At 65.4% G+C, this 24687-nt stretch carries 21 protein-coding genes; 12 read left to right on the forward strand and 9 right to left on the reverse strand.

Annotated elements, in window-relative coordinates; translation table 11 throughout:
- Positions 1-246 precede the first annotated feature (246 nt).
- Both NU1_RS08450 and NU1_RS08455 read left to right on the forward strand, forming a co-directional pair.
- On the forward strand, positions 247-1419 hold the full coding sequence (locus tag NU1_RS08450) for a serine hydrolase domain-containing protein (protein WP_245720002.1): 1173 nt from the start codon (positions 247-249) through the stop codon (positions 1417-1419).
- Positions 1416-2927, forward strand: coding sequence for an alpha/beta hydrolase (locus NU1_RS08455; RefSeq protein WP_067519145.1), 1512 nt, complete (start codon positions 1416-1418; stop codon positions 2925-2927). Before NU1_RS08450 ends, NU1_RS08455 begins: the two co-directional genes overlap by 4 nt.
- A gap of 83 nt (positions 2928-3010) precedes the next feature.
- Here the strand turns inward: NU1_RS08455 and NU1_RS08460 are convergent, their stop codons facing one another.
- Positions 3011-3655: a response regulator gene (locus tag NU1_RS08460; RefSeq protein ID WP_067519118.1), complete on the reverse strand. Its 645-nt coding sequence runs from the start codon at positions 3653-3655 to the stop codon at positions 3011-3013.
- 288 nt (positions 3656-3943) lie between these two features.
- The gene (locus tag NU1_RS08465) at positions 3944-5251 is read right to left on the reverse strand and encodes a sensor histidine kinase (RefSeq protein ID WP_084521096.1); all 1308 of its coding nucleotides are present in this window, start codon (positions 5249-5251) and stop codon (positions 3944-3946) included.
- Positions 5252-5438: 187 nt separating this feature from the next.
- On the opposite strand from NU1_RS08465, the gene NU1_RS08470 reads away from it, so the two are divergent.
- Positions 5439-6182, forward strand: coding sequence for a DUF4191 domain-containing protein (locus tag NU1_RS08470; protein WP_067519120.1), 744 nt, complete (start codon positions 5439-5441; stop codon positions 6180-6182).
- Positions 6183-6280: 98 nt separating this feature from the next.
- Here NU1_RS08470 and NU1_RS08475 read toward each other — a convergent pair whose 3' ends face one another.
- From NU1_RS08475 to NU1_RS08485, 3 genes are all read right to left on the reverse strand, one after another.
- Positions 6281-7198 carry an alpha/beta hydrolase gene (locus NU1_RS08475; RefSeq protein WP_212761733.1) on the reverse strand — a complete coding sequence of 306 codons (918 nt, stop codon included), beginning with the start codon at positions 7196-7198 and terminating at the stop codon, positions 6281-6283.
- Between the two features lie 128 nt (positions 7199-7326).
- Entirely contained in the window at positions 7327-9528 is a 2202-nt protein-coding gene (locus tag NU1_RS08480; protein WP_067519149.1) for an MMPL family transporter, read from the reverse strand.
- A 191-nt stretch (positions 9529-9719) separates the two neighbouring features.
- A complete protein-coding gene (locus NU1_RS08485) occupies positions 9720-10250 on the reverse strand; it encodes an RDD family protein (protein WP_067519124.1) in 531 nt (176 codons plus the stop codon).
- Between the two features lie 458 nt (positions 10251-10708).
- Here NU1_RS08485 and glnA point away from each other — a divergent pair, with 458 nt between their 5' ends.
- Together glnA and NU1_RS08495 are read left to right on the forward strand one after the other, a co-directional pair.
- On the forward strand, positions 10709-12145 hold the full coding sequence (gene glnA, locus NU1_RS08490) for a type I glutamate--ammonia ligase (protein ID WP_067519126.1): 1437 nt from the start codon (positions 10709-10711) through the stop codon (positions 12143-12145).
- Between the two features lie 471 nt (positions 12146-12616).
- Entirely contained in the window at positions 12617-13876 is a 1260-nt protein-coding gene (locus NU1_RS08495) for a lipase family protein (protein ID WP_245720003.1), read from the forward strand.
- A gap of 78 nt (positions 13877-13954) precedes the next feature.
- On the opposite strand, the gene NU1_RS08500 is transcribed toward NU1_RS08495, so the two are convergent.
- Positions 13955-14575 carry a TetR/AcrR family transcriptional regulator gene (locus tag NU1_RS08500; protein WP_067519128.1) on the reverse strand — a complete coding sequence of 207 codons (621 nt, stop codon included), beginning with the start codon at positions 14573-14575 and terminating at the stop codon, positions 13955-13957.
- A gap of 75 nt (positions 14576-14650) precedes the next feature.
- Between NU1_RS08500 and NU1_RS08505 the strand changes: the two genes are divergently transcribed.
- Complete coding sequence (locus NU1_RS08505) at positions 14651-15529, forward strand: alpha/beta hydrolase (protein ID WP_067519130.1); 879 nt, start codon at positions 14651-14653, stop codon at positions 15527-15529.
- A gap of 247 nt (positions 15530-15776) precedes the next feature.
- Entirely contained in the window at positions 15777-16688 is a 912-nt protein-coding gene (locus tag NU1_RS08510; RefSeq protein WP_067519153.1) for a tyrosine-protein phosphatase, read from the forward strand.
- A 53-nt stretch (positions 16689-16741) separates the two neighbouring features.
- Here NU1_RS08510 and NU1_RS08515 read toward each other — a convergent pair whose 3' ends face one another.
- Together NU1_RS08515 and NU1_RS41200 are read right to left on the reverse strand one after the other, a co-directional pair.
- Entirely contained in the window at positions 16742-17179 is a 438-nt protein-coding gene (locus NU1_RS08515) for a TY-Chap domain-containing protein (RefSeq protein ID WP_157552049.1), read from the reverse strand.
- Positions 17180-17317: 138 nt separating this feature from the next.
- Positions 17318-17473, reverse strand: a complete 156-nt coding sequence (locus tag NU1_RS41200; protein WP_157552050.1) for a hypothetical protein — start codon at positions 17471-17473, stop codon at positions 17318-17320.
- A 197-nt stretch (positions 17474-17670) separates the two neighbouring features.
- Between NU1_RS41200 and NU1_RS08520 the strand changes: the two genes are divergently transcribed.
- From NU1_RS08520 to NU1_RS08535, 4 genes are all read left to right on the forward strand, one after another.
- Positions 17671-18576 carry an oxygenase MpaB family protein gene (locus NU1_RS08520; protein WP_067519133.1) on the forward strand — a complete coding sequence of 302 codons (906 nt, stop codon included), beginning with the start codon at positions 17671-17673 and terminating at the stop codon, positions 18574-18576.
- Between the two features lie 57 nt (positions 18577-18633).
- Positions 18634-20301: a CocE/NonD family hydrolase gene (locus NU1_RS08525; protein WP_067519135.1), complete on the forward strand. Its 1668-nt coding sequence runs from the start codon at positions 18634-18636 to the stop codon at positions 20299-20301.
- Entirely contained in the window at positions 20298-21647 is a 1350-nt protein-coding gene (locus tag NU1_RS08530) for a M20/M25/M40 family metallo-hydrolase (RefSeq protein ID WP_067519137.1), read from the forward strand. The genes NU1_RS08525 and NU1_RS08530 overlap by 4 nt, the downstream gene beginning before the upstream one ends.
- Before the next feature lie 112 nt (positions 21648-21759).
- Positions 21760-22590: an alpha/beta hydrolase gene (locus NU1_RS08535; protein ID WP_067519139.1), complete on the forward strand. Its 831-nt coding sequence runs from the start codon at positions 21760-21762 to the stop codon at positions 22588-22590.
- On the opposite strand, the gene NU1_RS08540 is transcribed toward NU1_RS08535, so the two are convergent.
- Positions 22581-24023, reverse strand: coding sequence for a neutral zinc metallopeptidase (locus NU1_RS08540; protein ID WP_067519141.1), 1443 nt, complete (start codon positions 24021-24023; stop codon positions 22581-22583). The genes NU1_RS08535 and NU1_RS08540 overlap by 10 nt on opposite strands.
- Before the next feature lie 169 nt (positions 24024-24192).
- Between NU1_RS08540 and NU1_RS08545 the strand changes: the two genes are divergently transcribed.
- Positions 24193-24525 carry a glyoxalase superfamily protein gene (locus NU1_RS08545; protein WP_067519155.1) on the forward strand — a complete coding sequence of 111 codons (333 nt, stop codon included), beginning with the start codon at positions 24193-24195 and terminating at the stop codon, positions 24523-24525.
- Positions 24526-24687: the final 162 nt, after the last annotated feature.

Raw genomic sequence — 24687 nt, forward strand, 5'->3', positions numbered from 1 at the left:
GGCCAAAAGCATGCCGGATAACGGAGGCGTGAAGCATGCGGGATGACGGGGCTGTTCCGACATCACGCCATCAACGTCGGTGGACGACCTCGGAGCCCGGAGGTAGCGCCAGCACTACCCCGTATGCGGGCGTGTGCCGCACCTCGAATTCGGGTGTGTGCGGCATGGGCGCGGGGGCCGCGAATTCCTAGCCTTGAACTGGTCAGCGGAAGCCGCCCGGCTTCCAGCCCTGAGCAGGAGGAACCTTTGCACACGACGGTATTTCGGCGGCACGCCAGACGGGTCACATTGGCCGCGGTCGTGGTGGGCGCAGTGCTGGCCGGTACGGCTTGCGGGCCCTCGGAGGCCGCACCGCAGAGCTCGGACGCGACCGTGCGGGAGGCGTTGGAGGACTTGGTACGCAATGGATTTCCGGGTGCGCAGGTCGTGATCAGCGGGCCCGACGGTGAGCGTGTGGTTACCGCCGGGGTCGGCGATATCGCCGGTGGCGCGCCGATTCCGGACCATGCGCTGGTGCGTATCGGCAGCAATACCAAGACCTTCGTCGCGACCGTGGTGCTGCAACTGGTGGCCGAGGGCACCCTCGATCTCGACGCGCCGGTCGAGCGCTATCTGCCCGGCGTGATCGGCGGCAATGGCAATGACGGCAATCGCATTACCGTGCGACAGCTGCTCCAGCACACCAGCGGACTGCCCGACTACCTGGGCTCGGGTGCACCCACCGCGGATAATCAGGTGGTCCAACTGAATCCGCATCTGGAATCGGTGCGCTGGCAGCAGTACGCCCCGGAGCAGCTGGTGGGCATTGCCATGACCATGCCGCCGCAATTCGAACCGGGCGCGAAATCGGTGTACACCAATACCAATTACGTGCTGCTCGGCATGCTCATCGAACGCGTCACCGGGCAACCGTATGCGGCGGAAATCGACCGTCGGATTATCGAGCGACTCGGGCTGCGCGACACCTACGTTCCGGCCGACGGTGACACCGGCATTCGCGACCCGCACCCGGTCGGATATCAGGAAAACGACGGTAAGCGAGTCGATTTCACCGCGCTCGATACCTCCTGGGCCGGAGCGGCGGGCGCGATGGTCTCCACCGGAGCCGATGTCAACAGGTTCTTCACCGCGCTGCTGGCCGGGGAATTGCTGCCCGCCGCACAGCTGGCCGAGATGCAGCGCACCGTGCCGTTCGACCGGATGGCGAATGCCGGGTACGGGCTGGGACTCATGCGCCAGTCGCTCGCCTGCGGCCAGGAGACCTGGGGACACGGCGGCAGCATTCCCGGTTTCGGCACCCGCAATGGCGTTCGAGCCGACGGCACCGCCGTCACGCTCATCGTGAACCAGCTACCCACTACCGAGGAGCAGGCCGATATGGAACAGCACGCTTACGAGACCGCGGTGTGCGCGGCATGAGTATCGGAAAATGGATCGCCACCGTCGGTCTCATAATACCGCTCGGAATCGGTTGTGCCACAACGACCGACGCGCCCAGCACCGCACCGACCACCACACAGTCCGGTCTGGACAGCTTCTACAGCCAGAAACTCGACTGGAAATCCTGCGATGAGGAGCGCCTCGACGAGGCGGGTGCGCAGTGCGCCGATATCACCGTTCCACTGAATTACGCCGACCCGCAGGGGAAGACCATGACGGTCGCCATCTCCCGCCTGGCTGCCGATCCGGCGCGCAAGTACGGTGTGATGCTGTCCAACTCCGGTGGTCCGGGCGGTCCCGGACTGGACTTCGCCCTGGACTTCGGTGCGGCTATGACACCGGAGGTGCGTGCCGGCTACGACCTCATCGGGATGGACCCGCGCGGTGTCGGACGATCCACGCGGATCAACTGCGGGTGGCCGCGTGGATTCGCGATGCAGTCGGCGGGGACGGATGCCGCGAGTTTCGCTGAATCGGTTGCTACACAACGCGACCTGGCCGAACGCTGCACGGACACCGAGGGCGAGCGGTTGCCGTACATCACGACCCGCAATACCGCGCGGGATATGGACGTGATTCGCGGTGCGCTCAGCGTGGACAAGATCAGTTTCTACGGCACCTCGTACGGGACCTACCTGGGTTCGGTGTTCATGCAGATGTTCCCGGAGCGCAGTGACCGGATCGTACTGGACAGTGCGGCGGATCCGGACCGCTACGGACCGGTCGAGATGATGCAGGATATGGGCCCGGCCAATGAGGCGGCATTCGATATCTGGGCGGAGTGGGCGGCGGCACGCGACGGGGAGTACCACTTCGGCACGACCCGTGATCAGGTGCGGGCCACCGCGATGGATCTCATCCGGCGGTCGGCCGAGAAGCCGGTACGCATAGGCGATTTCGAGGTCGACGAGCACGATATGCCGAGCGTGTTCTTCGTCGGACTGGATGCTCCGGAGCAGTACCCGATGCTTGCCGAACAGGTGCGGCGACTCATCGATGCCGCCGACGGCAAGCAGGTCGAGATCTTGCCCAGCCTGAACGAGTCATTCGCCTTCATGATTGCCGGACGGCCGGAGGACGCTTCCCCGCAGATGGCGATTATGTGCGGCGATGTCGCGGTGGAGCGCGATCCGGATTGGTACTGGCGCAATATCGAGGCGACGCGCGCCACCCAGCCCCTGTTCGGTGGCTTCGCCAATAACATCGGTCCGTGTGCGTTCTGGGCTCCGCCTGTGGAATCGCCCACGGTGGTGGACAATTCGGTGCCCGCGCTCATCGTGCAGTCCACCGGCGACACTCGCACCACCTACGCCGGTGCGGAAGCCATGCACCACTCGCTGTCCGCCTCGCGCATGGTGACACTGCAGGATGTGCCGATCCACTGGATCTTCGGCCGCTACCCGAACACCTGCGTATACGACGCGGTGAACACGTACTTCCGTGATGGCACCCTGCCCGCCACGGACACCACCTGCACCGCCGACTGATCACCACGGCCCGATCACCACGGCTGAACGCCCGAATCTGGTTCGGGCGTTCAGCCGTGCCCGCGTTCCGGTGCGCTGGGTCATCAGGCATTGAGATAGGCCAGCACCGCCAACACCCGCCGGTGCCCCACATCATCGGCTGCCAGACCCAGTTTGGCGAAAATACTCCGAATGTGTTTGAGCACAGCGCCTTCGCTCACCACCAGGCGCTCGGCGATGGTGCCGTTGTTGTGTCCTTCCGCCATGAGCGCCAACACTTCTCGCTCCCGGGCGGTCAGCGCCGACAGCGGGTCGTCGGCCTTGCGTCGCACCAGCAGTTGCGAAATCACCTCCGGATCCATGGCGGTCCCACCGTCGGCCACCCGCCGCAGGGAATCCAGGAACCGATCGACCTTGCCGACCCGTTCCTTGAGCAGGTATCCGACCCCGCCCGCGCCGTCACCCAACAGCTCCGCGGCGTACCGGTCCTCGACATAGGCCGACAGCACCAGCACCGGCAAACCGGGATGCACAGCGCGGGCCCGCACCGCCGCCCGCAATCCGTCATCGGTGAAGGTCGGCGGCATCCGGACATCGACCACCACGGCATCCGGTCGATCCGCGGTTACGGCCGCCAAGAAGTCATCGGCATTGTCGAATGCCGCGACGACCTCGATACCGGCTGTATTCAACAGCAATACGAGACCCTCGCGCAGCAGGGCATCGTCTTCAGCGATCATTACGCGCACGGAGACTCCACGGCGCACACCCTACTGATGTGGGCGAGGGGGTTTCGCCTCCTCGGTGCCCGCGCAGCCAGGTTGGGAGCGAACACGGCAGTTTCAGCAGCGTTCGGCAGCAGAGGCAATCGACAAATCAGTGTGGCCGACTCGCCTCCGTACCCGACCTCGGATCCCCAGTCGGGTGCCGTCATGAGACCGATCGGTCAGGGGGACATGAGGGCGGGGGCCTCTCGGGCAATGCCGCCACCATGTCCCCCTGACCGCACGGTCTGTTCTGTGGTGTTCCTGTGCGAGCTATAGGCCGGAGGGGAGCTCCACGCGCAGCACCGTGGGGCCGCCCGCTGGGCTGGCCAGTGTCATGCGGCCGTCGAGGGCTTCGGCGCGGCGGCGGATGCCGGCCAGGCCGCCGCCGTCGGCTTCTCGGGCCTCCCCGATGCCGTCGTCGCGGATCTCGACCGTCAGGAGATTGTCCGCGCCCCGGACGGATACCGCGATGGAGTGGGCTCGGGAATGTTTGGTGGCGTTCGTGAGCGCCTCGGCCACAACGAAATACGCGGCGGCTTCCACGGCTGCCGGCCAGCGGCCGATGGTGCTCGCCTCCAGGGTGCAGGGAATGGGGCTGCGGGCGGCCAGACCGGAGAGGGCGCTGGCGAGACCTCGGTCGGAGAGGACCGGTGGGTAGACGCTGCGGAGGACTTCGCGGAGTTCGGCGAGGGCATCGGTCGCGGTGTCCTGTGCCTTGCGCATCAGGTCCCGCGCGGCGGCTGGATCGCGGTCGTGTAGTTGTTCGGCCAGGCCGAGCTGCATGATCACCGCGGCCATGCGGGCTTGGGCCCCGTCGTGCAGATCGCGTTCGATACGGCGCAGTTCCGCGCCGTGGGCGTCCAGGGCCGCCGCTCGGGTCGCGGTCAGCTCCGCCACCCGGTCCGCGAGGGCCACATCCGCGGGAGGTGCGAGCAGCCAGCGCGCGACCCGCGCCTGCCAGCGGGCCATTACCGGCACCTGAAGTGCCAGCGCGCCAACGGGAATCGCGAGGACCATGGCCAGCAGCGCACCGCTCCAGGAGCGCACGGAAATCCCGAAGTTGTCGACTGCTCCTTCCGGTACCAGCTGCCAGTAGAGCGGAATGAGCGCCTGATTGATCGCGCTCAGCGGCAAGGCGAAGGCCAGTGCGCCGAGGATCAGCCCGGTCCCCGCGTGCACGGTCAGCCAGACGACATCGCGTCGATTCGCTGGATCGGCGAACACGGTCGACACCTGTTGTCTGAGCGACCCGGTCAACGGTCGGTATGCCTCGACAATCGGCGCACCGAGTCGCCCGGCGGCCCGGCGCCGCTCGAATCCGAGCAGTGGGCGCAGCGCGCGCACCGCATCGGGCAGTATCGGCAGCCCCACTCCCACCAGGGACAACGCCCCCGCCACACACAGCCCCACCATCGCGAACAATGCCACCAGCGAGGTAGCGCCACCGATCACCAGGTACAGCACCGCCGAGGGCAATGCCCTGATCCGCTGCCGCAGGTAATCCGCTATCACCCCGTCACCGTATGCGGTCGAGTCGACCAACCGCGCTGCGGCACGGAGCTCGGATCGAGTAGTCATGTTCGAGATCTCGGGCAACACGGCAGCGCCCGGAGCGAAGCCGTCGGTCGACACGGCTGCCCCATGTGCTGAGCGCGTGCTCGGAGAGATCAGGTGGCACGCCGATTCCCGCTCCCGGGCAACGTCTGCGACGAACCTCGCGATCCCGACGCGGATCGGAGCGAGCGCGGCCACTATCCTGAGTGCCATGGCAGCAGGTAAGGGCGGCAAACCGTCGAAGGAAGCTAAGGCCGCGGCGAAGGCGGCGCGCAAGCAGGCGTCCAAGGAACGTCGTCGGCAGCTCTGGCAGGCGTTCCAGATGCAGCGCAAGGAAGACAAGCTGCTGCTGCCGATAATGATCGGTGCGCTCGTCGGCGTCACCGCATTGTTCGTGGTCATCGGGTTCTTCTTCGACCTGCAGTGGTTCCTGCTGCCGGTCGGTGTGCTGCTGGGCGCGCTGGCCGCGTTCATTATCTTCGGCCGGCGCGTGCAGAAGAACGTTTACGCCAAGGCCGAGGGCCAGGCGGGCGCGGCCGCGTGGGTGCTCGACAATCTGCAGGGCAAGTGGCGGGTCACCCCGGGTATCGCGGCCACCACCCAGCTCGACGCGGTGCACCGCGTCATCGGCCTGCCGGGCGTGATCCTGGTCGCCGAGGGTTCCCCGTCGCGCGTGAAATCGCTGCTGGCGCAGGAGAAGAAGAAGATCGCCCGGCTCGTCGGCGACACCCCCATCTACGACGTCACCATCGGCAATGAGGAGGGCCAGGTCCCGCTCAAGGGACTGCAGCGGTACCTCACCAAACTCCCCCGCAATATCGACGCCAAGCGAATGGAACTCATCGAGGGCCGTCTCTCCGCCCTCGCCACCCGTGGTGGCCCGGCGCTCCCCAAGGGGCCGGTCCCGGGCGGCGCGAAAATGCGTGGCGTACAGCGCAGCATCCGCCGCCGCTGAATTGCTCGAACGAAGGCCCTCGCCCTCTCGGACGCGGGCCTTCGCTGTGCGGTGGACAAGTATGCCCGGCAGGGCGCTGGCTCCGCCCGCCGCGCGAATCAGCGCACGTGGCCGGCCAGGAAGCGGATGACATCGGGTGCGACTGTGCGCCAATACCCCTCGTTGTGCCCGCCCGGGGTGATGGACGCTACTTCGAGCCGGGCGCGGCCGATGAACGCGCGGCAGCCCTCGATGAATCTGTCACGGTCGCCGCACCACAGCCCCATGGGGGCGGGGCCCAGCTCGTGGACGTGGCGGAGCGGGTCGAGGCTGGCCCACTGGGCTTCGTCGGCGAAGGCCTCCCGCGTACTCATCTCGGTCCAGGAGGTGAGCAGGCCCGGGGAGATGGTCGCGACGGCATTGGCGGGTCTGCCGCGTTCGGTGCGACGACGGGCATAGAGCATGGCTCCGAAACCACCCATCGATACGCCGGTGCAGGCGAACGGGGTTCCGCCGGGTCCGCCGAGGCGACGTTCGGCCAGCCATTGCGGAACCTCGTCGAGCAGCATGGTCATGGGGTCGTCGCCGGAGCTGCTGCGGTGCCAGTAGTTATCGCCGCCGTCCACGGCGATGAAGCCGAAAGCCGGTATCAGGTGCGCCAGGACTCCAGCGGTCAGCAGTTCGGGCAAACCGCCCACGGCCGCGGTGCGGGCATTGCCCTTGCGCCCGTGCAGCAGGAGCGACATGGGTAATCCGTCGATCCGCACGCCCGGCGGCAGAATGGTGATGATGTCCACTTCGCGGTTGCGCGCCGCCGAGTACACCCGCTCGGTCCGGATCACCGGGCCCAACTGCATGGGTGTGATGTCCTCGAACGAACCGGAGTGCAGTACCTGCCGGGTCCGATCGGTCGTGGCATTCAGCCCCGTCGCTCCGACTGCGGCCAAGCCGAGCAAACCGGTGGAGGCGAACAGTGACCGGCGGCTGAACCTGCGCGCCGCGGCCTTGCAACCCTCATCCATGAGTCCTCCGAACATGACGACAACCCCCGCTCGGCTACGAGACCACTACGGTGGGCCGCCCGCACCCTACCGAGCGAATCTGAGAGTTGGTGAACATCCAGCTACGCCGGCATGAACGCGCCTGGGCCACACGGAGATCACAGTCATGTCGTTTTGACCAGGTCAATCGAACCACCTCCGCGCGGATGTTCATCCTCGACGACAGCTTCACTTAACCCGATCCGCTGCTGAATTCGCCGCAGACCTGCGGGAGCCCACCAGCAACGATCACCTAGCAATTTCATAACGGCGGGGACCAGCAGCATGCGCAACACGGTGGCGTCGATGAACAGCGCCGCGATCATGCCGTAGGCGATGTACTGCATGAGCACCAGATCGGAGAATGCGAACGCGCCGGTGACGACCAGCAGGATCAGGGCCGCCGCGGTAATGACCCGGCCGGATTGCACGGTGCCGATCCGAATGGCCTCGTCGGTGCTCGCCCCCGCGGCCCGCGCCTCGACCATGCGCGATAGCAGCATTACCTCGTAGTCGACCGATAGGCCGTAGACGACGGCGATGATCAGCACCAGGATGTTCGCCTGAATGGGTTGCGGGGTGAAATTCAGCAACCCCGCACCATGACCGTCCATGAATATCCAGGTCAGAATACCCAGGGTGGACCCGAGCCCGAGACCACTCATGAGCGCGGCCTTGATCGGCAATACCAGCGAGCCGAAGGTCAGGAACATGAGCAGCGTGGTCACCAGCAAGACCAGGGCAATCATGAACGGAATGCGGATGAGCAGGGCGTCGATGGCGTCCTTCTGCAGCGCGGGCACCCCGCCGACCAGGACGGTCATCCCCTCGGGCAGGTCCAGTGCGCGCAGATATTCGATGGTGGCACCGGCGTCATTGATATCCGCCACCGCCGCCTTGGACCGGAAGATATTTGGATGCGAGGACGAGCGCGCCGGAATCTCGAACCGTCCGACCAGGCCGGGCGCCTGGTTCGCCCGACTCCAAACCTGCCCGATGGTGCTCGACTGGTCGGAGACGAAGATCAGCTCGATCGGGTCGGATTTGCGCATCGGGAAGTACTCGTAGATCTGTTCCTGCGCAGTCCGGGTCGTGTCGCCCGGCGGCAGGTACTTCTCACTGAATCCACCGAAGACGAGATTCTGCATGGGGACAATCAGCAGCACCAGTGCGATGAACAGCGGGACAGCAACCTTGACCGGGCGTTTCATTACCCACCGGGTGCTGCGACCGAGCAGGCCGCTATCGATCTCCGCGGCCGTCTTGGTGCGGCGGAAGCGCTTGATCCCCAACATATCCACGCGCGGGCCGAGCACAGCCAAGATGGCCGGCAGCACCGTGATGGAGGTGAGGGCGGCAATGGTCACCGTCGCGATCGCACCGTAGGCAATGGATTTCAGGAAGCCCTGCGGAAACAGCAGCAACCCGCCGAGGCTCGCGACGATCATGATCGCCGAGAACACCACGGTGCGGCCCGCGGTCATTACCGAACGTCTTATGGCCGTGCGGGTGTCGTATCCGGCGGTGAGCTCCTCGCGGAATCGACTGACGATGAACAGTCCGTAATCGATGGCCAATCCGAGGCCGATCATCGAAACCACCGGGGTGACAAAGGTATTCACCTCGGTGAAGTTGGCGACGAACCGCATGACGCCGAAGGCGCTGATAATGGTCAGCAGGCCCATCAGCAGCGGTAGCGCGGCGGCGACCACGCCCCCGAAAATAAAGAACAGCAGCACACCGACCAGCGGGATCGCCATGAGTTCCATGCGGTGCAGGTCGTCGGCGACGGTGTCGCTGAGCGTGCCCGCGATCGGTTGCATACCGGCGACCTGCACATCGATACCCGGAATATCGAAGGCGTCCTTGACCTCACGGTAGCTGCGGAGGATATCGGTGTCGTTCTCACCGCGCAGTGCGATGGCGGCCAGCGCGCGCTGCTTGTCATCGGTGACGAATATGCCACTGGCGGGGCCGGTTTCGGTACGCCAGTAACTGCCGTTGACCTTCGCGACCTGGTCCGGATACTCGCGGGGCAGATTGTCGAGGTGATCGATCACGGCATTGCTGAAGTCCGGATCGTCGACCGTCTTGCCCTCGGGAGCGGTGAACAGCAGCACCACATCGACGTCGTGATTGCGGCCGAAGGCGGCATCGGCCAATCGTCCGGCCTCCGACGACTCGGCACCCGGGTCGAACATGCCGCCCGAACTCAGGTGGTCATCGAGGGTCAGCCCGTACCCACCCAGCGCCAATAACCCCGCGACCATTGCGCCGATCACCGCGAACCGTAAGCGGCAGACCAGATCCCCCCACCAGGCGAACAAGTGGCTGTGTCCTTTCGCAGACTTTCCGAAACAGTCGTGACTCGCATCCAAGGTACCGACCGATGCGAACTCATCGATGCGCAAGCGCTATCGACACCGGTAGGAGTGGATTCGACTGTCTAATCGCGAGTTTCGCGGAAAAAGTTGCGCGGACGCTCATCACCCGCGGCGAGCGCGGGTATAACGAGATGTCAGCGGGCCCGAACCAGTGCGGTTCCCGTGGCCCGATCGTGCATGCCACGGCCATCGCCATCGGTGAAGAGCGCGGGCACCACGAAGACGATCAGAATCTGTCGCACCAGGGCACGGACGAAACCGACCGGCGCGGCCGCATCGACTCGTGCGACGCGCTCCTTCAGGAAGTACTGCCCCGGCGTGTACCCGAAGAGGGTCACCGCGGCGATCCCGATGACGAACCACACCAGCAGCGTCGGTGTTTGCAGCGCCTGGACCACCACCTCGAAATTGGACGGCGGCTCTTTACCCGCGGGGATATCCGCTTCGGAGATAATCTTGCTGGCATTGGGCCGGACGATGACCGCGGCCAGTCCGAGCGAGATGAACCAGTCGACCATCAACGCGGCGACGCGGCGCGTCATGGCCACCAGCGACCCGACGCCCTCTTTCGGCAGCCCCAACTGCTTGCCGGGATAGTCGTCCGGCCCGGGTGCGCCCGATTCGGAGTTCGGTCCGGACAGCCAGGAGCCGGTCATGCGTGCCATGGGCCCAGCTTAAGTGGCGCTTCCTGACTCCATGAAGGCCACCCGGTCCGCGCCGCGCCACGGCTTTACGGGCCGTCGGTGGGCGCACGGGCCGATCCGCATGCACACTGAGTAACCGAACAGGTGCTGAACCGACCGATCAGCCCGTGAGGATTGTCACGCGTGTCCGCGTCAGCGTGGTAATCCCCCTATCTTTTTGGCGTCAGGCGCGGCGTTTTCGGCGCCTTGTGCGGCAATCGCCGCTGCTCGATGGCAGGATATCGGTGCTGGTCGAGCACTGCTCGGCGCTCATTGCGGTCGCTTCTGGGACACCGGGGCACCGCCGAACCCCCGGCCAGCTGTACGTGTAACACTGGCGAAACACAGCCTTGATTGCGGGGAAACACCGCGTCCATACCGTCTGGTCGCGACGACCCATGCAGTGAACTGGCTGGGAACCGATCCGTAAGGAGTACTAAGTGGCGTTCAGCACGGCCGACGAGGTCATCAAGTACATCAAGGAGGAGGAGGTCGAGTACGTCGACATCCGTTTCACCGACCTCCCGGGTGCGCAGCAGCACTTCTCGATCCCGGCGAAGGCTTTCACGGCCGACCTGGCTGACGAAGGCCTCGCGTTCGACGGTTCGTCCGTCCGCGGCTTCCAGTCGATCGACGAGTCGGACATGCTCCTGCTCCCCGACTTCAGCACCGCGCGGATCGATCCGTTCCGTGCCGCGAAGTCGCTGAACCTGAACTTCTTCGTCCACGATCCGTTCACCCGCGAGGCCTACTCCCGCGACCCGCGCAATGTCGCCCGCAAGGCGGAGGAGTACCTGGTTTCGACCGGTATTGCCGACACCTGCTTCTTCGGTGCCGAGGCGGAGTTCTACATCTTCGACTCGATCCGTTACGACTCGGCCATGAACGGCTCGTTCTACGAGATCGATTCGGTGTCCGGTTCCTGGAACACCGGCGCGGAGTACAACGCCGATGGCACCCCGAACCGTGGCTACAAGGTTCGCAACAAGGGTGGCTACTTCCCCCTCGCGCCGTACGACCACTACGTCGACCTGCGCGACAAGATCGCGACCAACCTGCAGAACGCGGGCTTCGAGCTGGAGCGCGGCCACCACGAGGTCGGCACCGCCGGTCAGGCCGAGATCAACTACAAGTTCAACACGCTGCTGGGCGCTGCTGACGATCTGCAGCTGTTCAAGTACATCGTGAAGAACACCGCGTGGCAGGAAGGCAAGTCTGTCACCTTCATGCCGAAGCCCCTCTTCGGCGACAACGGCTCGGGCATGCACGCCCACCAGTCGCTGTGGAAGGACGGCAAGCCGCTGTTCCACGACGAGTCCGGTTACGCGGGCCTGTCGGATCTGGCGCGCCACTACATCGGCGGCATCCTGCACCACGCCCCGTCGCTGCTGGCGTTCACCAACCCGACCGTCAACTCCTACCACCGTCTGGTGCCGGGCTACGAGGCCCCCATCAACCTGGTGTACTCGCAGCGCAACCGCTCGGCCGCGATCCGCATCCCGATCACCGGCTCCAACCCGAAGGCCAAGCGCATCGAGTTCCGCGCGCCTGACTCCTCGGGTAACCCGTACCTGGCCTTCGCCGCCATGATGATGGCCGGCCTGGACGGCATCAAGAAGAAGATCGAGCCCCTCGCACCGGTCGACAAGGACCTCTACGAGCTCCCGCCGGAGGAGGCCAAGAACATCCCGCAGGCCCCCACCTCCCTGGCGTCGGTCATCGACCGCCTCGAGGCGGACCACGATTACCTCACCGAGGGCGGCGTCTTCACCACCGACCTCATCGAGACCTGGATCGACATCAAGCGCAACCAGGAAATCGCTCCGGTCAACCTGCGTCCGCACCCGTACGAGTTCGAGCTCTACTACGACGTGTGATTCATAGGGTCGCAAGCGATCTCGCGAAGCCCCACCTACCTTCGGGCGGGTGGGGCTTCGCCCTTTCCATGTGGGCATTAGCGCCCTGAGCGCGTATTTCCTTGCGTACCAGTCGGTTTAGGTCAGTTCTAGATGTCGGTGGTCGGTGAGACCATGTGCTCCTGACATGTGCGTTGGCCGGTTCAATCAGCGCGGTATGCGGTGCGGGCAGACCGAGGTCTCCATACGCGACCAGCAGTGAGGCGAGGAGTGGCCCGAAGGTCCCGGAAGTCGAATCCCTCTGGCAGGCCGGGATCTGTGGCTTGCCGGCGTGGGCGGCGGCCGCGACCTTCGTTGTCGGTTCGGGTATCCATCCTGATCGGAGGATGTACGCTGACTGCCTCAGGGGGGATTCGCGGGAGTCGGTCCCCTCCGGGGAGGGAAGTCCGAATGATGGGCAGTGTCGTATCAGCCTGTGGTGCAACGTGTTCAGTGAGCAAGCGCGGTAAGCTGCGCTCGATTCTGATCGCAGTTTCGGCCGTGTTGTGCTTTACCGGTACCCCCATGGCGGTCGGTAGTGCGGATCCGCTGCCAACTCCGCAGCACGACCCGTTCTACACCCCGCCATCGGGCTGGGACTCGGTGACGCCGGGCACCATCCTGAATTCGCGACCCGTCGAGGTGGCCTCGCTGGAGCCACAGGCGCAGGACGCCGATGCCTGGCAGTTGCTGTATCGAACGACCGATACCGCCGGCCAACCCATGGCGACCGTGACGACTGTGCTGCGCCCACGAACCGGGCAGGTCAAAGGGTTGATCACCTATCAGGCTGCCACCAATGCCTCGGCCCCACAGTGCGCTCCCTCGTTCGCGCTCCGGCAAGGAGCGCCTGACAAGTACGACGCCTCTCTGGATTTCATTCAGATCGACCAGATGCTGTCGTCCGGTCATGCGATTTCCGTACCCGACTGGGAGGGGCCGAAAGGCTCGATGCTCACCCCGAAACAGCCGGGTTACGCCGCGCTCGACGGAGTGCGCGCAGCCCAGGGTTTCGCGCCGCTCGGTCTGCCCGGCACCGATACTCCGGTTGCTGCGATGGGCTACTCCGGCGGGTCGTTCGGCACCAGTTGGGCCGCGCAAGTTCAACCGACCTACGCTCCCGAAATACGACTGGTCGGTGTTGCGATGGGTGGTTGGACAGCACCCATCGCCCACCACCTGGAGTCGCTCGATTCCGGTCCGTTCTCCGGTTTCCTACCGTCGATCCTGCCGGGCATGATGCGCGCCGATCCACGCCTGGCGGCGGCCTTCGACAAATATCTGACGCCTGCCGGGCAAGCCCTGATGGCTGCCGGTGACAGCACATGCATGACGCCGAACGTGGCTCAGCATGCGTTCCAGCGCATGGACGACTATCTGACGATCCCTTTCCCGCAACTGCTCGAGCAGGTACAGGCATCGTTGGCCGACTTGGACTTCGGCCCCGTGGCGCCGACCGCGCCACTGTTCCTCTACAACGCCGTGCACGACGAGATCGTCGCCATCGCAGGGGCCGACCAGGCGGTGGCACAGTGGTGCGCATCGGGGGCACAGATCACCCATACGCGGGACCAATTGAGCGAGCACGTCAGTCTCGCAATCAGCGCGACTCCCGCGGTCCTGCGTTGGATCGATGAGCGTCTGGCGGGGCAGGCCGCGCCGGGCGGTTGCTCGACGCGCACGGTGCCGTCCATGTCGCTCGGTGGTGCATAGCGCACGGTCCGCTGACTTGACGGCGACGAGTGATCGCGTGGTTCCGGTACGCAGAGGGTATGCCGCCGCCGACCGCGGTCACGCCTTCAAGCCATTCAGGATGAGCCGCAGACCGTCACGGAACTCGTCGTGCGGATCGCTGTCGGCGGCGACGGTGGCTATCTCGATCAGCTTCGGGAATCGTTCGGCGGGCAGGGCCGCGATACGTTCGGCGACGACGCTCGGCGACGCGGCCGACAGTGGGCTGGTGAGTTCGGCTTGGGCGAAGCCGGCGACGTATCCGGAGACCGTGCGGAAGGCGACGAGCAGGTCGCGTCCCGACCTGCCGCTGCGGGAAAGTGCCTGTAGCAGGGCCTCGGCCGGGGCGAGGGTGGCCAGGTCGAAGCTGCGGCGAGTCAGGATCAACGAGATGGCGTGGGGGTGTGCGCGCACGGCCCGCCACATTCCCTCGGCGATCGCCGCCACCTGCGCATCCCAGCCGTCACCGGTCTCGGCCCAACTCGTTTGGCTCATTACCGCCGCTGCCACCAACTCCTCGAGCCCCTCACGGCCGTCGACGTAGTTGTAGATCGTCATCGCCCCGGTACCCAGTTCGGTAGCGAGGTTGCGCATGGTCAGCCCGGCGAGCCCGTGCTCGTCGACCAGGGCCAAGGCTGCCGCTTGCAGCTGGTCTCGGCTGAACTTCCGGGGCGCGGGCATTGCCCTCCTTGTTTAAGTACGTTGTACGTGATTGACTCGACCTCGTTCACGTACAACGTACCTAATCGAGGTGTCATGACCATCCGAACCACCTTTCCATCCGGCACAGACGAGTGCGCGGCCTGGCTGACCTTGCCCGACACACCCGGACCGCATCCGGTCGTCGTGCTCGTGCACGGCGGCGGGGCCACCCACGCGATGATGCTCGCTCAGTACGAGCAGGCGTTCTCCAACGCGGGGCTGGCCGTGCTGGCCTTCGACTTCCGCCATCTCGGCGAATCCGGCGGCGAGCCACGGCAACTCGTCGATCAACGCCGGTACGCCGAGGACGTCGACGCCGCCCTGGCCTTCGCCCGCTCCCGGCCCGAACTCGACGCGGACCGAATCGCACTGTGGGGCACCTCATTCGGGGCCAGCCACGTCTTGACCGCAGCCGCCCGCCACCAGAGTCTGCGCGCCGCGGTCGTCCAGTGTCCGGTTTTCAGTGGGCGTGCCGTCGTTTCCCGCGCGGGCCTACGGCACCTGCTGCGATTCACCTTCCCGATCGTCTCCGACCTGGCGCGTGCCGCGCTGGGCCGGTCCCGGCGCTATGTGCCGCTGGTCGGGCGTCCCGGCGAACTGGCCTTCGTCAACCAGCCCGGCGCGCTCGAAGGCTGGCAATCGGTGACGCCCGCCGACTATGAGTTCGACAACCGGATTACCGCGGCCTCGGGTCTGGACATGCTCTTCTACAACGCCGCGTCGGCCGCGCCGCGGGTGCGCTGCCCATTGCTCGTCTGCGCGTGCGACCGGGAGAACCTCATCGACCCGGCGATCGCCGGACGAGTTGCCGCCACCGCGCCCCGAGCCGTTGTCGAGCATTACGACGCGGATCACTTCAGCGTCTACCACCCTCCGGCAGTCGAGAAGATCCTGGCCGACCAGATCGACTTCCTGACCACACACCTGCTGTGATCTCCCGCGCCGAACGGATTGCTCGCCGCTGCCCCCCGGTGCGGTGGGCTTCGTCCTCGACGACGCCCGGGGATGGTATTTTCAGTAGATATATTCCGGTCCGGTAAACGTCGAAACATCCTCGGGCAAGCGCAATTTCGCGTTTCAGTCCAGAGGCTGTCCCGGTGGCCGGGGCGGCAGTCCTGGCCTGTGGGAATCTCGAGGCGAATAGGACATTCTTGTGGGCAACGTCCATACGGTCGCGGCCATGAAAGTTAATTCATTTGTACGGCTTAGAGTTTCACTTGTATCGCTGATAACTGTTGCGGCGGCCGCGGCTGGGGTGGCGGCGACAACGCTCGCGCCTATTGCCGCCGCGGAACCTGAATTGACGGCTTCGGCGCGAATTGAGTTGCAGGGAGCGGTGAATGTTCGCGATCTCGGCGGTTATCGGACCTACGACGGTGAGAGAACCAAGTCCGGCAAGATGATTCGGGCCGATGCGCTCGGCAAGTTGACCGATGCCGATGTGGCGAAACTCGGGACGCTGAAGTTGCAGTCGGTGATCGATCTGCGGACGCAAGCGGAGGTGGAGGGGTTGGGAGCCGATCGGCTTCCGCCGGGGGTTCCGTTGGTGGCGAGGCCGATCGATGATACCGGGATGTTCGCGAAGATGTTTCAGGCGATATCGTCCAAGGATCCGGCGAAGCAGCATGAGCTGTTGGGGGACGGGAAGGCCGAGCAGATCATGGGGGACGTCTATCGCAGCTTCTTCACCCCGGATTCGCTCAGCAAGTTCGGTCAGACGGTGAAGGATTTGGCGGCCACCAACACCGCCACTCTGTTCCACTGCACCGCGGGTAAGGACCGCACCGGGTGGCTCTCGTATGTGGTGCTGCGTGCGATCGGCGTACCGGAGTCGACGGCCAAGCAGGACTACCTGCTGTCGAACCAGTACCGGGCGGCGTCGGATGCCGCATTGCGGGAGCAGCTGAAACAGGGCGGGTACATGGAGAATCCGGATCTGCTGATTCCGCTGCAGGAGGTGCGCAATGAATATCTCGATATCGCGCTGCAAACCATGGAGCAGAAGTACGGCAGCTTCGGAAAATTCTTGACCAATGGCCTCGGACTGGATCCGATGACCATTGCGAAGCTGCGAAAGAACCTGGTGAGCTGACATACCGAGTGAAAAGGGCCCTCCCGCGTGATCGCGGGAGGGTTTCGGTGGCTCTACCCGGCCCCGCGCCGACCCATGGGGCCGAGCACGCTGAGATCCAGATCGCCGGCCGCTTCGGTCCAGCCGGTGGCACTCAACTCATCCGGTGACGCGACACCGAACCCATCGTGCAGACCCACCACCACCGAGCGCGCCAACTCCACGAGGGTGCTGTGCGGAATGGGCCACAGCAGGCTGCGCCGCCAGTTCTCGACTTCGCGTTGGAGCATGGGGGCATTCCAACCGAGGTCGGTCAGTCGCTGGGCGGCATCTTCTGAAATCGGTTCGGCGAGATAGTAATTGCCAGTCAGCTCGGCGGAAAGTTTGATATCGAACTGCTGGAATTGCACATATCGATTTCCGGGGGCGGCGATGATGAGGGTTGCGCGAGATGGCAATTGACCAAGACAGCGGGCCAAGGCTTGGACGAATCCGTCCCATTCTGTTGTCACAACTCGCTCGCTCTGCCCCCATATGCCCATCGTGGCCGATCATACGCCGTCAGATCGTCTGGGTCACTGGCGCAATAAGGCCTCTGAACACTTGGAAGCGCCCCTCCCCCACCGTATTGCGAGGAAGGGGCGAGGCGACTACCGGTGCGGCGGGTGGTACCCGAGCGACGCGCTGATTATGGCGGGCGGGGCGTCTCCGGCCGGTTGATGAGGCTGTTCGTCGCGGGTGTGCCGATGCCGGTCGAGCCAGTGCCGGGCACGGTCACGCAGCGCCGCCAGCGCGGGGATATTCATGATCGATCCTCCTACCACCGCCGAGATGTGGATTGAGCGGGTACCCAGAATTCCCTCGAAAATTCGGGGTTACATCTCTTTCATCGGGTGGTCATGACCTGTTGTCACACCGGCGAGATAGTGAGATGATTCGCGAGCAACTCTCTCACGCTGTCAGGTGTGCGACGCCTGGCAGCACGTGATCAAAGGAGATCACCATGACCGCCGCCGTTGTGCAGTCCAACAGTGCGACCGTGCGACCCGAACGTCAGCCGTTCGGCCCCGGCAGCCGCATGTGGGACGAGGTCGGACTGATCACTTTCTCGTTCACCGCCGGATCGGCCTTCCTGCTGCAGACCATGGAGCCGACCATCGCGGCGGTCGTGGACGCGCGGTCGACCTTCCGCACCGACCCCATGGGCCGAGCCGTGCGCAGTATCGCCTCGGTCATGATGTGGGTCTACGGCGGTGACGAGGCGATCGCCGAGGCCGACCGACTGCGGGAAATGCACGCCGGACTCAATACCGAGAAGGACGGTGTCCGCTACACCGCGCTGTCATCGGGGCCATGGGCCTGGGTGCTGCACACCGGTATCTTCGCCTTCACCGAGGGCAATAAGTACTTCTCCCGCACCCCGCTCACCGATGCGGACAAAGAGGCGTACTACCAGGAGACGGTGCAGCTCATGCGCAACTTCCTGGTGGCGCCCAAGGAGATCCCCGCTTCCTATAAGGAGTGGGAGCCGTGGTTCGACGATATGGTCGAAAACCACCTCGTTCCCACCCAGGTGGCCCACGACTACCTGCGGGTGATTCGAAAGATCGCACCGCCCAAGCAGATTCCCACCCCGCTGCACCCGCTGTGGCGCGCGGTGACCGCCCCGGTCGGCCGCATGCAGTACTTCTTCACCGTCGGCACCACCCCCGAGGTGGTGCGTCGCAAGCTCGACCTCGAGTGGACCGCGAAGGACGAGCGCGCGCTGAAGGCACTGGGCTGGTTCCTCGGCCGCACCATTCCGCTGCTGCCGGAGCGCGTCCGCTTCTTCCCCATCGCCTATGAGGCGCGGAAGCTGGAGCGGGACCGCCAGCGGCTGCGCAAGATGATCAATCTTCGGCCGATCTGATCGGGGGACCCCCGGTTCCGGGGTCTGGACGAATGCCCAGGCACACTCGATAGTCCTATGGTGCGCAAGGGATGGATGTGGGTGCGGGCGTCGGCCGTGGTGACGGTCACGCTCGGGCTGGTATTCGGGGTGGTTGTCGCCATGCAGGCTGCGGCCGCGCCCGGATATCAGCATCGACAGGAGTATTTCACCGCCCCGGACGGGACGCGCCTGCACGCGGATGTGCTGCGGCCCGTCGGGGTGGCCGATGACGTGCGAACGCCCGTCGTGATGACGGTGAGCCCGTATCGCGCGCATCTGGCGTATCTGAGCCAACCTCGGCTGGGGGGCGGGGTGTCCACCGAGAACCTGCAGGTGGATATGTTCCTCGAGGCCGGATACACCTATGTGATCGTGGATCTGCGCGGCTTCGGCGGGTCCAATGGCTGCCCGGATTTCGGTGGGCCGAAGGAACGCTCCGATGTGCGGACCGCGGTGGAGTGGGCGGCGAGCCAGCCGTGGTCCACCGGGCGCGTGGGTCTGAACGGCATTTCCTACGAGGCGTGGACCGGGATCATGGGCTTGGCCACCGAACCCGCCGGACTCGCGGCCGTGGCGGCGTTCGAACCGGTGGTGGACCCGAACTCGTACCTCTACATGCAGGGCATCGCGTGGAAGTTCTCCGGGAAACCGGTCACCGAATCCGGGGTTCGTCCGGGAAATTTCGCGGGATTCGAGCATCTGCTCATCGCGCAGACACCGGGACATTGGACGGATTCGGACGAGTACCGGGCGAATGCGTCGAGCGTCGATGAAGCCTGCTATCGGCAGTATCTCGCCAATATCGGCAACCATGACGCCTCGACCGAGTTCTGGCGGGACCGCGATCTGGTGGAACGGGTACGCGGCACCACGATTCCGACCTTCCTGGGCCAGGGGTTCGTGGATTACAACACCCGCGCCGATCGGGTGATCGAATTGTGGAACGCGCTCGGGCCCGGCGATCACAAGGCGTGGTTCGGGCAGTGGGGTCATCGCAACTGCCACGAGAAGTGCGGTACACCGTTTTTCGATACGGAACTGCTGGCGTTCTTCGACAAGCATGTGGCGCAGCGCGATGTGACGGTGCCGGGGCCGCGGATCACGGTGGGGCAGTTCGACGGCAAGTGGCGGGGTGAGAACCGGTGGCCGCCCGCGGACAGCCGCCCGGTCGCGATGCATCTGCGCGACGGCGTCTACACCGACCGCGGGTTCGTCCCGGGCACCGACCGCGATGTCTGGACCATTTCCCAGCCGCTGGAGCAGGACCAGCACTTCTCCGGGGTGTCCACGGCCACGCTGAATCTGGAGGGTGCGCCGGGAACCACCGTCACCGTGGAGCTCTATGACATTGCCCCCGATGGGCAGGCAACCGTGATCACCCGCGGTATCGCACCGGTCACCGCGACCGCGAATGTACGGCTGCTGGCGCAGGATTGGCCCATCCCGGCCGGTCACCGCATCGGCGTCCGGGTCACCGATGTGATCGACGATGTGTGGGCGCACTCGCCGACCTTCACCCGCGTCACCGTCACCGGTGGTGAAGTGCGGCTGCCGCTGCTGGATATCGTGCGCAATCCGGATATCCCCGGGGGTCTCACCGAGGGCATTCCGAAGTGGCGCGCCGAGAAGACCATCCCGTTGCCCACCGACCTGGTGAACAATGCGATGGTGACCGTATCCTTCCCGCCCCGGACCGCTGGATGAGCACTACCGCGCCCACCGTCGACGAGGCCACCGCCGAGCGGCTGGCCGAGGCCCTGCGCTGCGTCACCATTTCGCGCGATGACCCGGCCGATACCGACGATGCCGAATTCACCCGGCTCGCAGCGCATCTCGAGCGCTGCTTCCCACTGGTACACGAGCATCTGAAGCTGGAGACCTTCGGGCACAGCCGGTTGTATCGGTGGGTGGGAGCCGAGGACGGTACCGCCGCGATTCTGCTGGCGCATCTCGATGTGGTGCCGGTCGATGACGAGCAGCGGTGGACGCATCCGCCGTTCGCGGGCGTCGTGGATGACGAATTCATTTGGGGCCGTGGGGCCATCGACGACAAGAGTCGGGCGATGGCGATTCTGGAAGGCGTTGAATCGGCGCTGGCGGCGGGGGTGCGGCCACGACAGACCGTCTTCGTGGCGTTCGGGCACGACGAAGAGGTGTTCGGCGACGCCGGGGCCGTGCGGATGGCGCGGCGGTTGCGCGAACTCGACGTCCGGGCCGACCTGCTGCTCGATGAGGGTGGGGTGATCACCCAGGGTGTCGCGGACGGGGTGGATCGTCCGATTGCCACGATCATGGTGGGCGAGAAGGGGTATGCGACGGTGCGGCTGTCGGTATCGGCGACCGGTGGGCATTCCTCCATGCCGGGGCGGCGGACGGCCGTGGGCCGGTTGGCGCGGGCGGTATCGCGGGTGCAGGAGCATCCGTTCCCCTTGCGGATGACTCCCGTGACGGCCGATATGCTCGCGCGGATAAGGGTTTTCATGTCCGAACCGCGCCGTACCGCCCTGGGGTTCGCGAAGGTGGCCGGTCCGGCGATCCTGCGGGTGCTGGCGCTGCGACCGCAGACCGAGGCCATGGTGCGCACCACCACCGCGCCGACCGTCATTGCCGGTGGCGTGAAGGCGAACGTACTGCCGCAGCGGGCGGAGGCACTCATCAATTTCCGTATCCTGCCGGGTGATTCGGTCGACGGAGTGCTGGAGCATTGCCGCCGCGTGATCAAGGATCGCGAGGTGAGCCTCGAACTCGTGGGTATGTCGTCGGAGCCGTCGGCACCGCGCTCCCCCGGCCCGTGGTTCGAAACCCTCGCCGAACTGGCCCGCGAAGTCATGCCCGGTATCGGGGTGACCTCCGGTCTGGTGCCCGGCGCGACCGATTCCCGGCACTACGACGAGCTCGCCGATACCCGCTGCAACTTCGCGCCGGTAGTGCTGACTGCCGCGGATCTGGATCGCATTCACGGCACCGACGAACGCATTTCCCGCGCCAATTACGCGCGCCTGATCGACTTCAACCGCCGTCTCATCGACCGTCTCGCCGTCGAGCGCTGACCCCTGGGGCGAGCCGCGTTCGACCTTCCCGCCCCGAACCGCGACCTCGGTGGGAGAATTGCCCGGCACGGGTGCCCGGATTGTCGCTATAGGCGACCGAGGAGGAGCAGCAATGACCAAAACCGAGACCGGTGGATTCGACGGCAAGGGCGGCCGGATCTTCTGGCGGGCGTGGCTGCCCGAGGCCGAACCGCGCGCGGTGGCGGTAATCGTGCACGGTATCGCCGAGCATTCCGGACGCTACGACCACGTCGGGCAGCGGCTGGCCGCGGCCGGAATCGCGGCCTATGCCCTCGACCACCACGGTCACGGGCAGTCGGCGGGCGCCAAGGCCAATATCGACACCATGGAGTCGACCGCCGACAATGTGGCCGCCATGTTGGCCATTGCCGTCGAAAAGCATCCGGATCTGCCGCGCTTCCTCATCGGGCACAGTATGGGCGGACTCATCACCGCCTACCTGGCCACCCGCGCGCCGATCGACGTCACCGGGATCGTGCTGTCGGCACCGGCCATCGACATCGAGGCCGGTAATGCCGCGCAGAAGCTGGTCGCGCCGCTGCTGTCCAAGTACGCGCCGAATCTCGGTGTCATCAAGCTGGATTCGAAGCTCATCAGCCGGGATCCGGAGGTGGTGCACGCCTACAACACCGATCCCCTGGTCTACACCGGCGCGGTCGTGGCCCGCACCGGCACCGAAATGCTCAATGCCACCTACATTGTGAAGGACCGCCTGCGGAATCTGACCGTGCCGCTGCTGGTGCTCCAGGGCACCGCCGATGGACTGGTCTCCCCGACCAGTGCCGACGTCCTGGAAAAGGGCGTGGCCGCAAAGGATCTGACGGTGATCCGCTACGACGGGCTGTACCACGAGGTGTTCAATGAGCCGGAGCAGGACAAGGTGCTCACGGATGTGATGAAGTGGCTGGAGGCTCACCTGTAGGCGGTCAGGCAGTGCGCCTCGCCGTCGAGGACTCCCGCCCGGAACGCTTCCAGGCGCAGGTATCCACTGGGCACCGTCTCGCCGTTCACATCGCTGGCCGCCAAACCGTCCGATAGCAGCCCGGATACGGCTTCGTCGAGGTCACCGGCGGACAGGCGCACCGCACCGCCGGGTTCGCTGAGTGTGGTGGTGAAGGCACCGGACAGGCAGGCGGTGCGCAGGCCCGCGGTTTCCGCGCCGGTCAGCGCGAGTTGCCGATCCTGTTGCAGCGCGACCATATAGCGGGAGACGAAGACCACGAAGGCGTTGTAGTCGCCGGTCACCTCCAAGGGCAGCAGTTCTATCGTGTAGCTGCCGCGCGCGCGCTTCGCCAGTTCGGATACGTCCGCGCCCACCGTATTGGTGCTCGGGCAGTACGAAACCGGCTGAGTCACGGTCACATTCGGGCAGCGTCGAGTGACGCCGCCGTAGTCGTAACTCGGGGGCTCACTCAGCGGGAAGGTGCGGGCCAGATCCTGCGCGATGAGCTCGAGGGAGTTCACGTCGACATCGAGCTGCACGATTTCCTCACCCGGTTGGAAGCTGGTGGGCAAGGTGCCGCGGCGCTGTTCGATCTCGCCGCGGGTGATCTTCTTGCAGACCGACGCACCGTCGGTGTAGCCGATTTGAACGGCCGTCACCCGTTCGAATGCCGAGCCGTGCTCATGGGGCGAACGCCCGGGCTCCTGGTCGCGCACCGCGATGGTCGCACCCAGCACGCTATTGAGTCCGTCGGTGGTGTTGAGTGTGAAGTGCGGTGAATCCCCTTCCGCCACATGGCGTAGGAACACTCCGGCCAGGCAGTCGGCCTGCTGCTCCAGCACCAGCGTCGGGGTGAGATGGTCCGCGAGTCCGGCTTGGCCCTGCAGGGCGTGGCCGTATTCGTGGGCGAGCACCATCACGATCGCCATGGAACCGAACTTCCGCTCCAATTCCGGCAGCAGGATGCCGCGATCCCACCCGATAATGTGGTCGCCGGTGCAGTACGCGGCGTTGATCTGTTGAAAAGTGGTCTCTCGGCAGAACTCCGGCGCTTCGCTGCGCGCGGCGGTCGAATCCCAGGACATGAAACCGGTGACCGTCCGGAAGCTGCCGGAGAAGTTCGAATTGAACTCGGTAGCCCAGAACTTCTGCAGATCCGACAGGGCATTGAGCGCCAGCGTGTCGAGCGGACCGCCGTCCCCGTTCACCGCGGTGAGTGGGGCATCCGGTACGCCCTCGCGAGGTCCGTTCGGACCGGTCGACGAGGAGGATCCATTGACCTCGAACGGATTCTGCATGGTGCTGTCCGCAAGACCCTCGGCCGCGTCCTGTACCGCCTCACATCCGGTGAGTGCTGTTCCGAGTACCAGTAGTACGGCGGCGAATACCGCCCGCACGCGCACTTTCCGCATTGTTGCCTCCCCGCTACCGCTCCGGGGTTGTCGCCGGTCCCGGATGAGACGGTGGGCTTTCCATGATCCTCCCGTCCGCGCGAATTCGCCGGGGTTATCGCGCAAAGGTCAAGGCGCGCATGAGCGCGTCGACCGCTCGCTGTCGGTGGTGACTGGGAGGATGGGCCGCATGCGCGAAGAAGTGGTTCCTATCCTGCGTGTGGCGGACGCCGCGAAGGCTGTGCGTTGGTACGAGCGGCTCGGATTCGAAAAACGTTGGGAGCACCGCTTCGAACCCGACTTCCCGGCGTTCGTCGAGGTAGCGCGCGGTGAGGTGAAGCTGTTCCTCTCCGAGCACACCGGTGACGCCCGCCCCGACACCCTGGTCTACCTGTATGTCAATGATGTCGATGCCCTGGCCGCCGAATTCGACGTCACACCGGAGGACGCTCCCTGGGCACGTGAGATCGAACTGCGCGACCCCGATGGGAACCGCCTCCGCATCGGCACTTCCACCGACTGACCCACGGCCGCGGTAGTTGCCGCGCCGCGGCTGGTCGGCACCGGTTCTTCGACTGTCAGCGCCGGGAGGCGGAGCAGCCTGGGTTCTTCACTGCCACCGCACGTCCTACTGAGATCGGCGTCGCTATGTCGCATGGCCATCTCGTCATTCCGGCGTGCGTTT

Origin of the sequence: Nocardia uniformis NBRC 13702 (genome assembly GCF_001613345.1) — a bacterium.
GTDB lineage: Bacteria > Actinomycetota > Actinomycetes > Mycobacteriales > Mycobacteriaceae > Nocardia > Nocardia uniformis.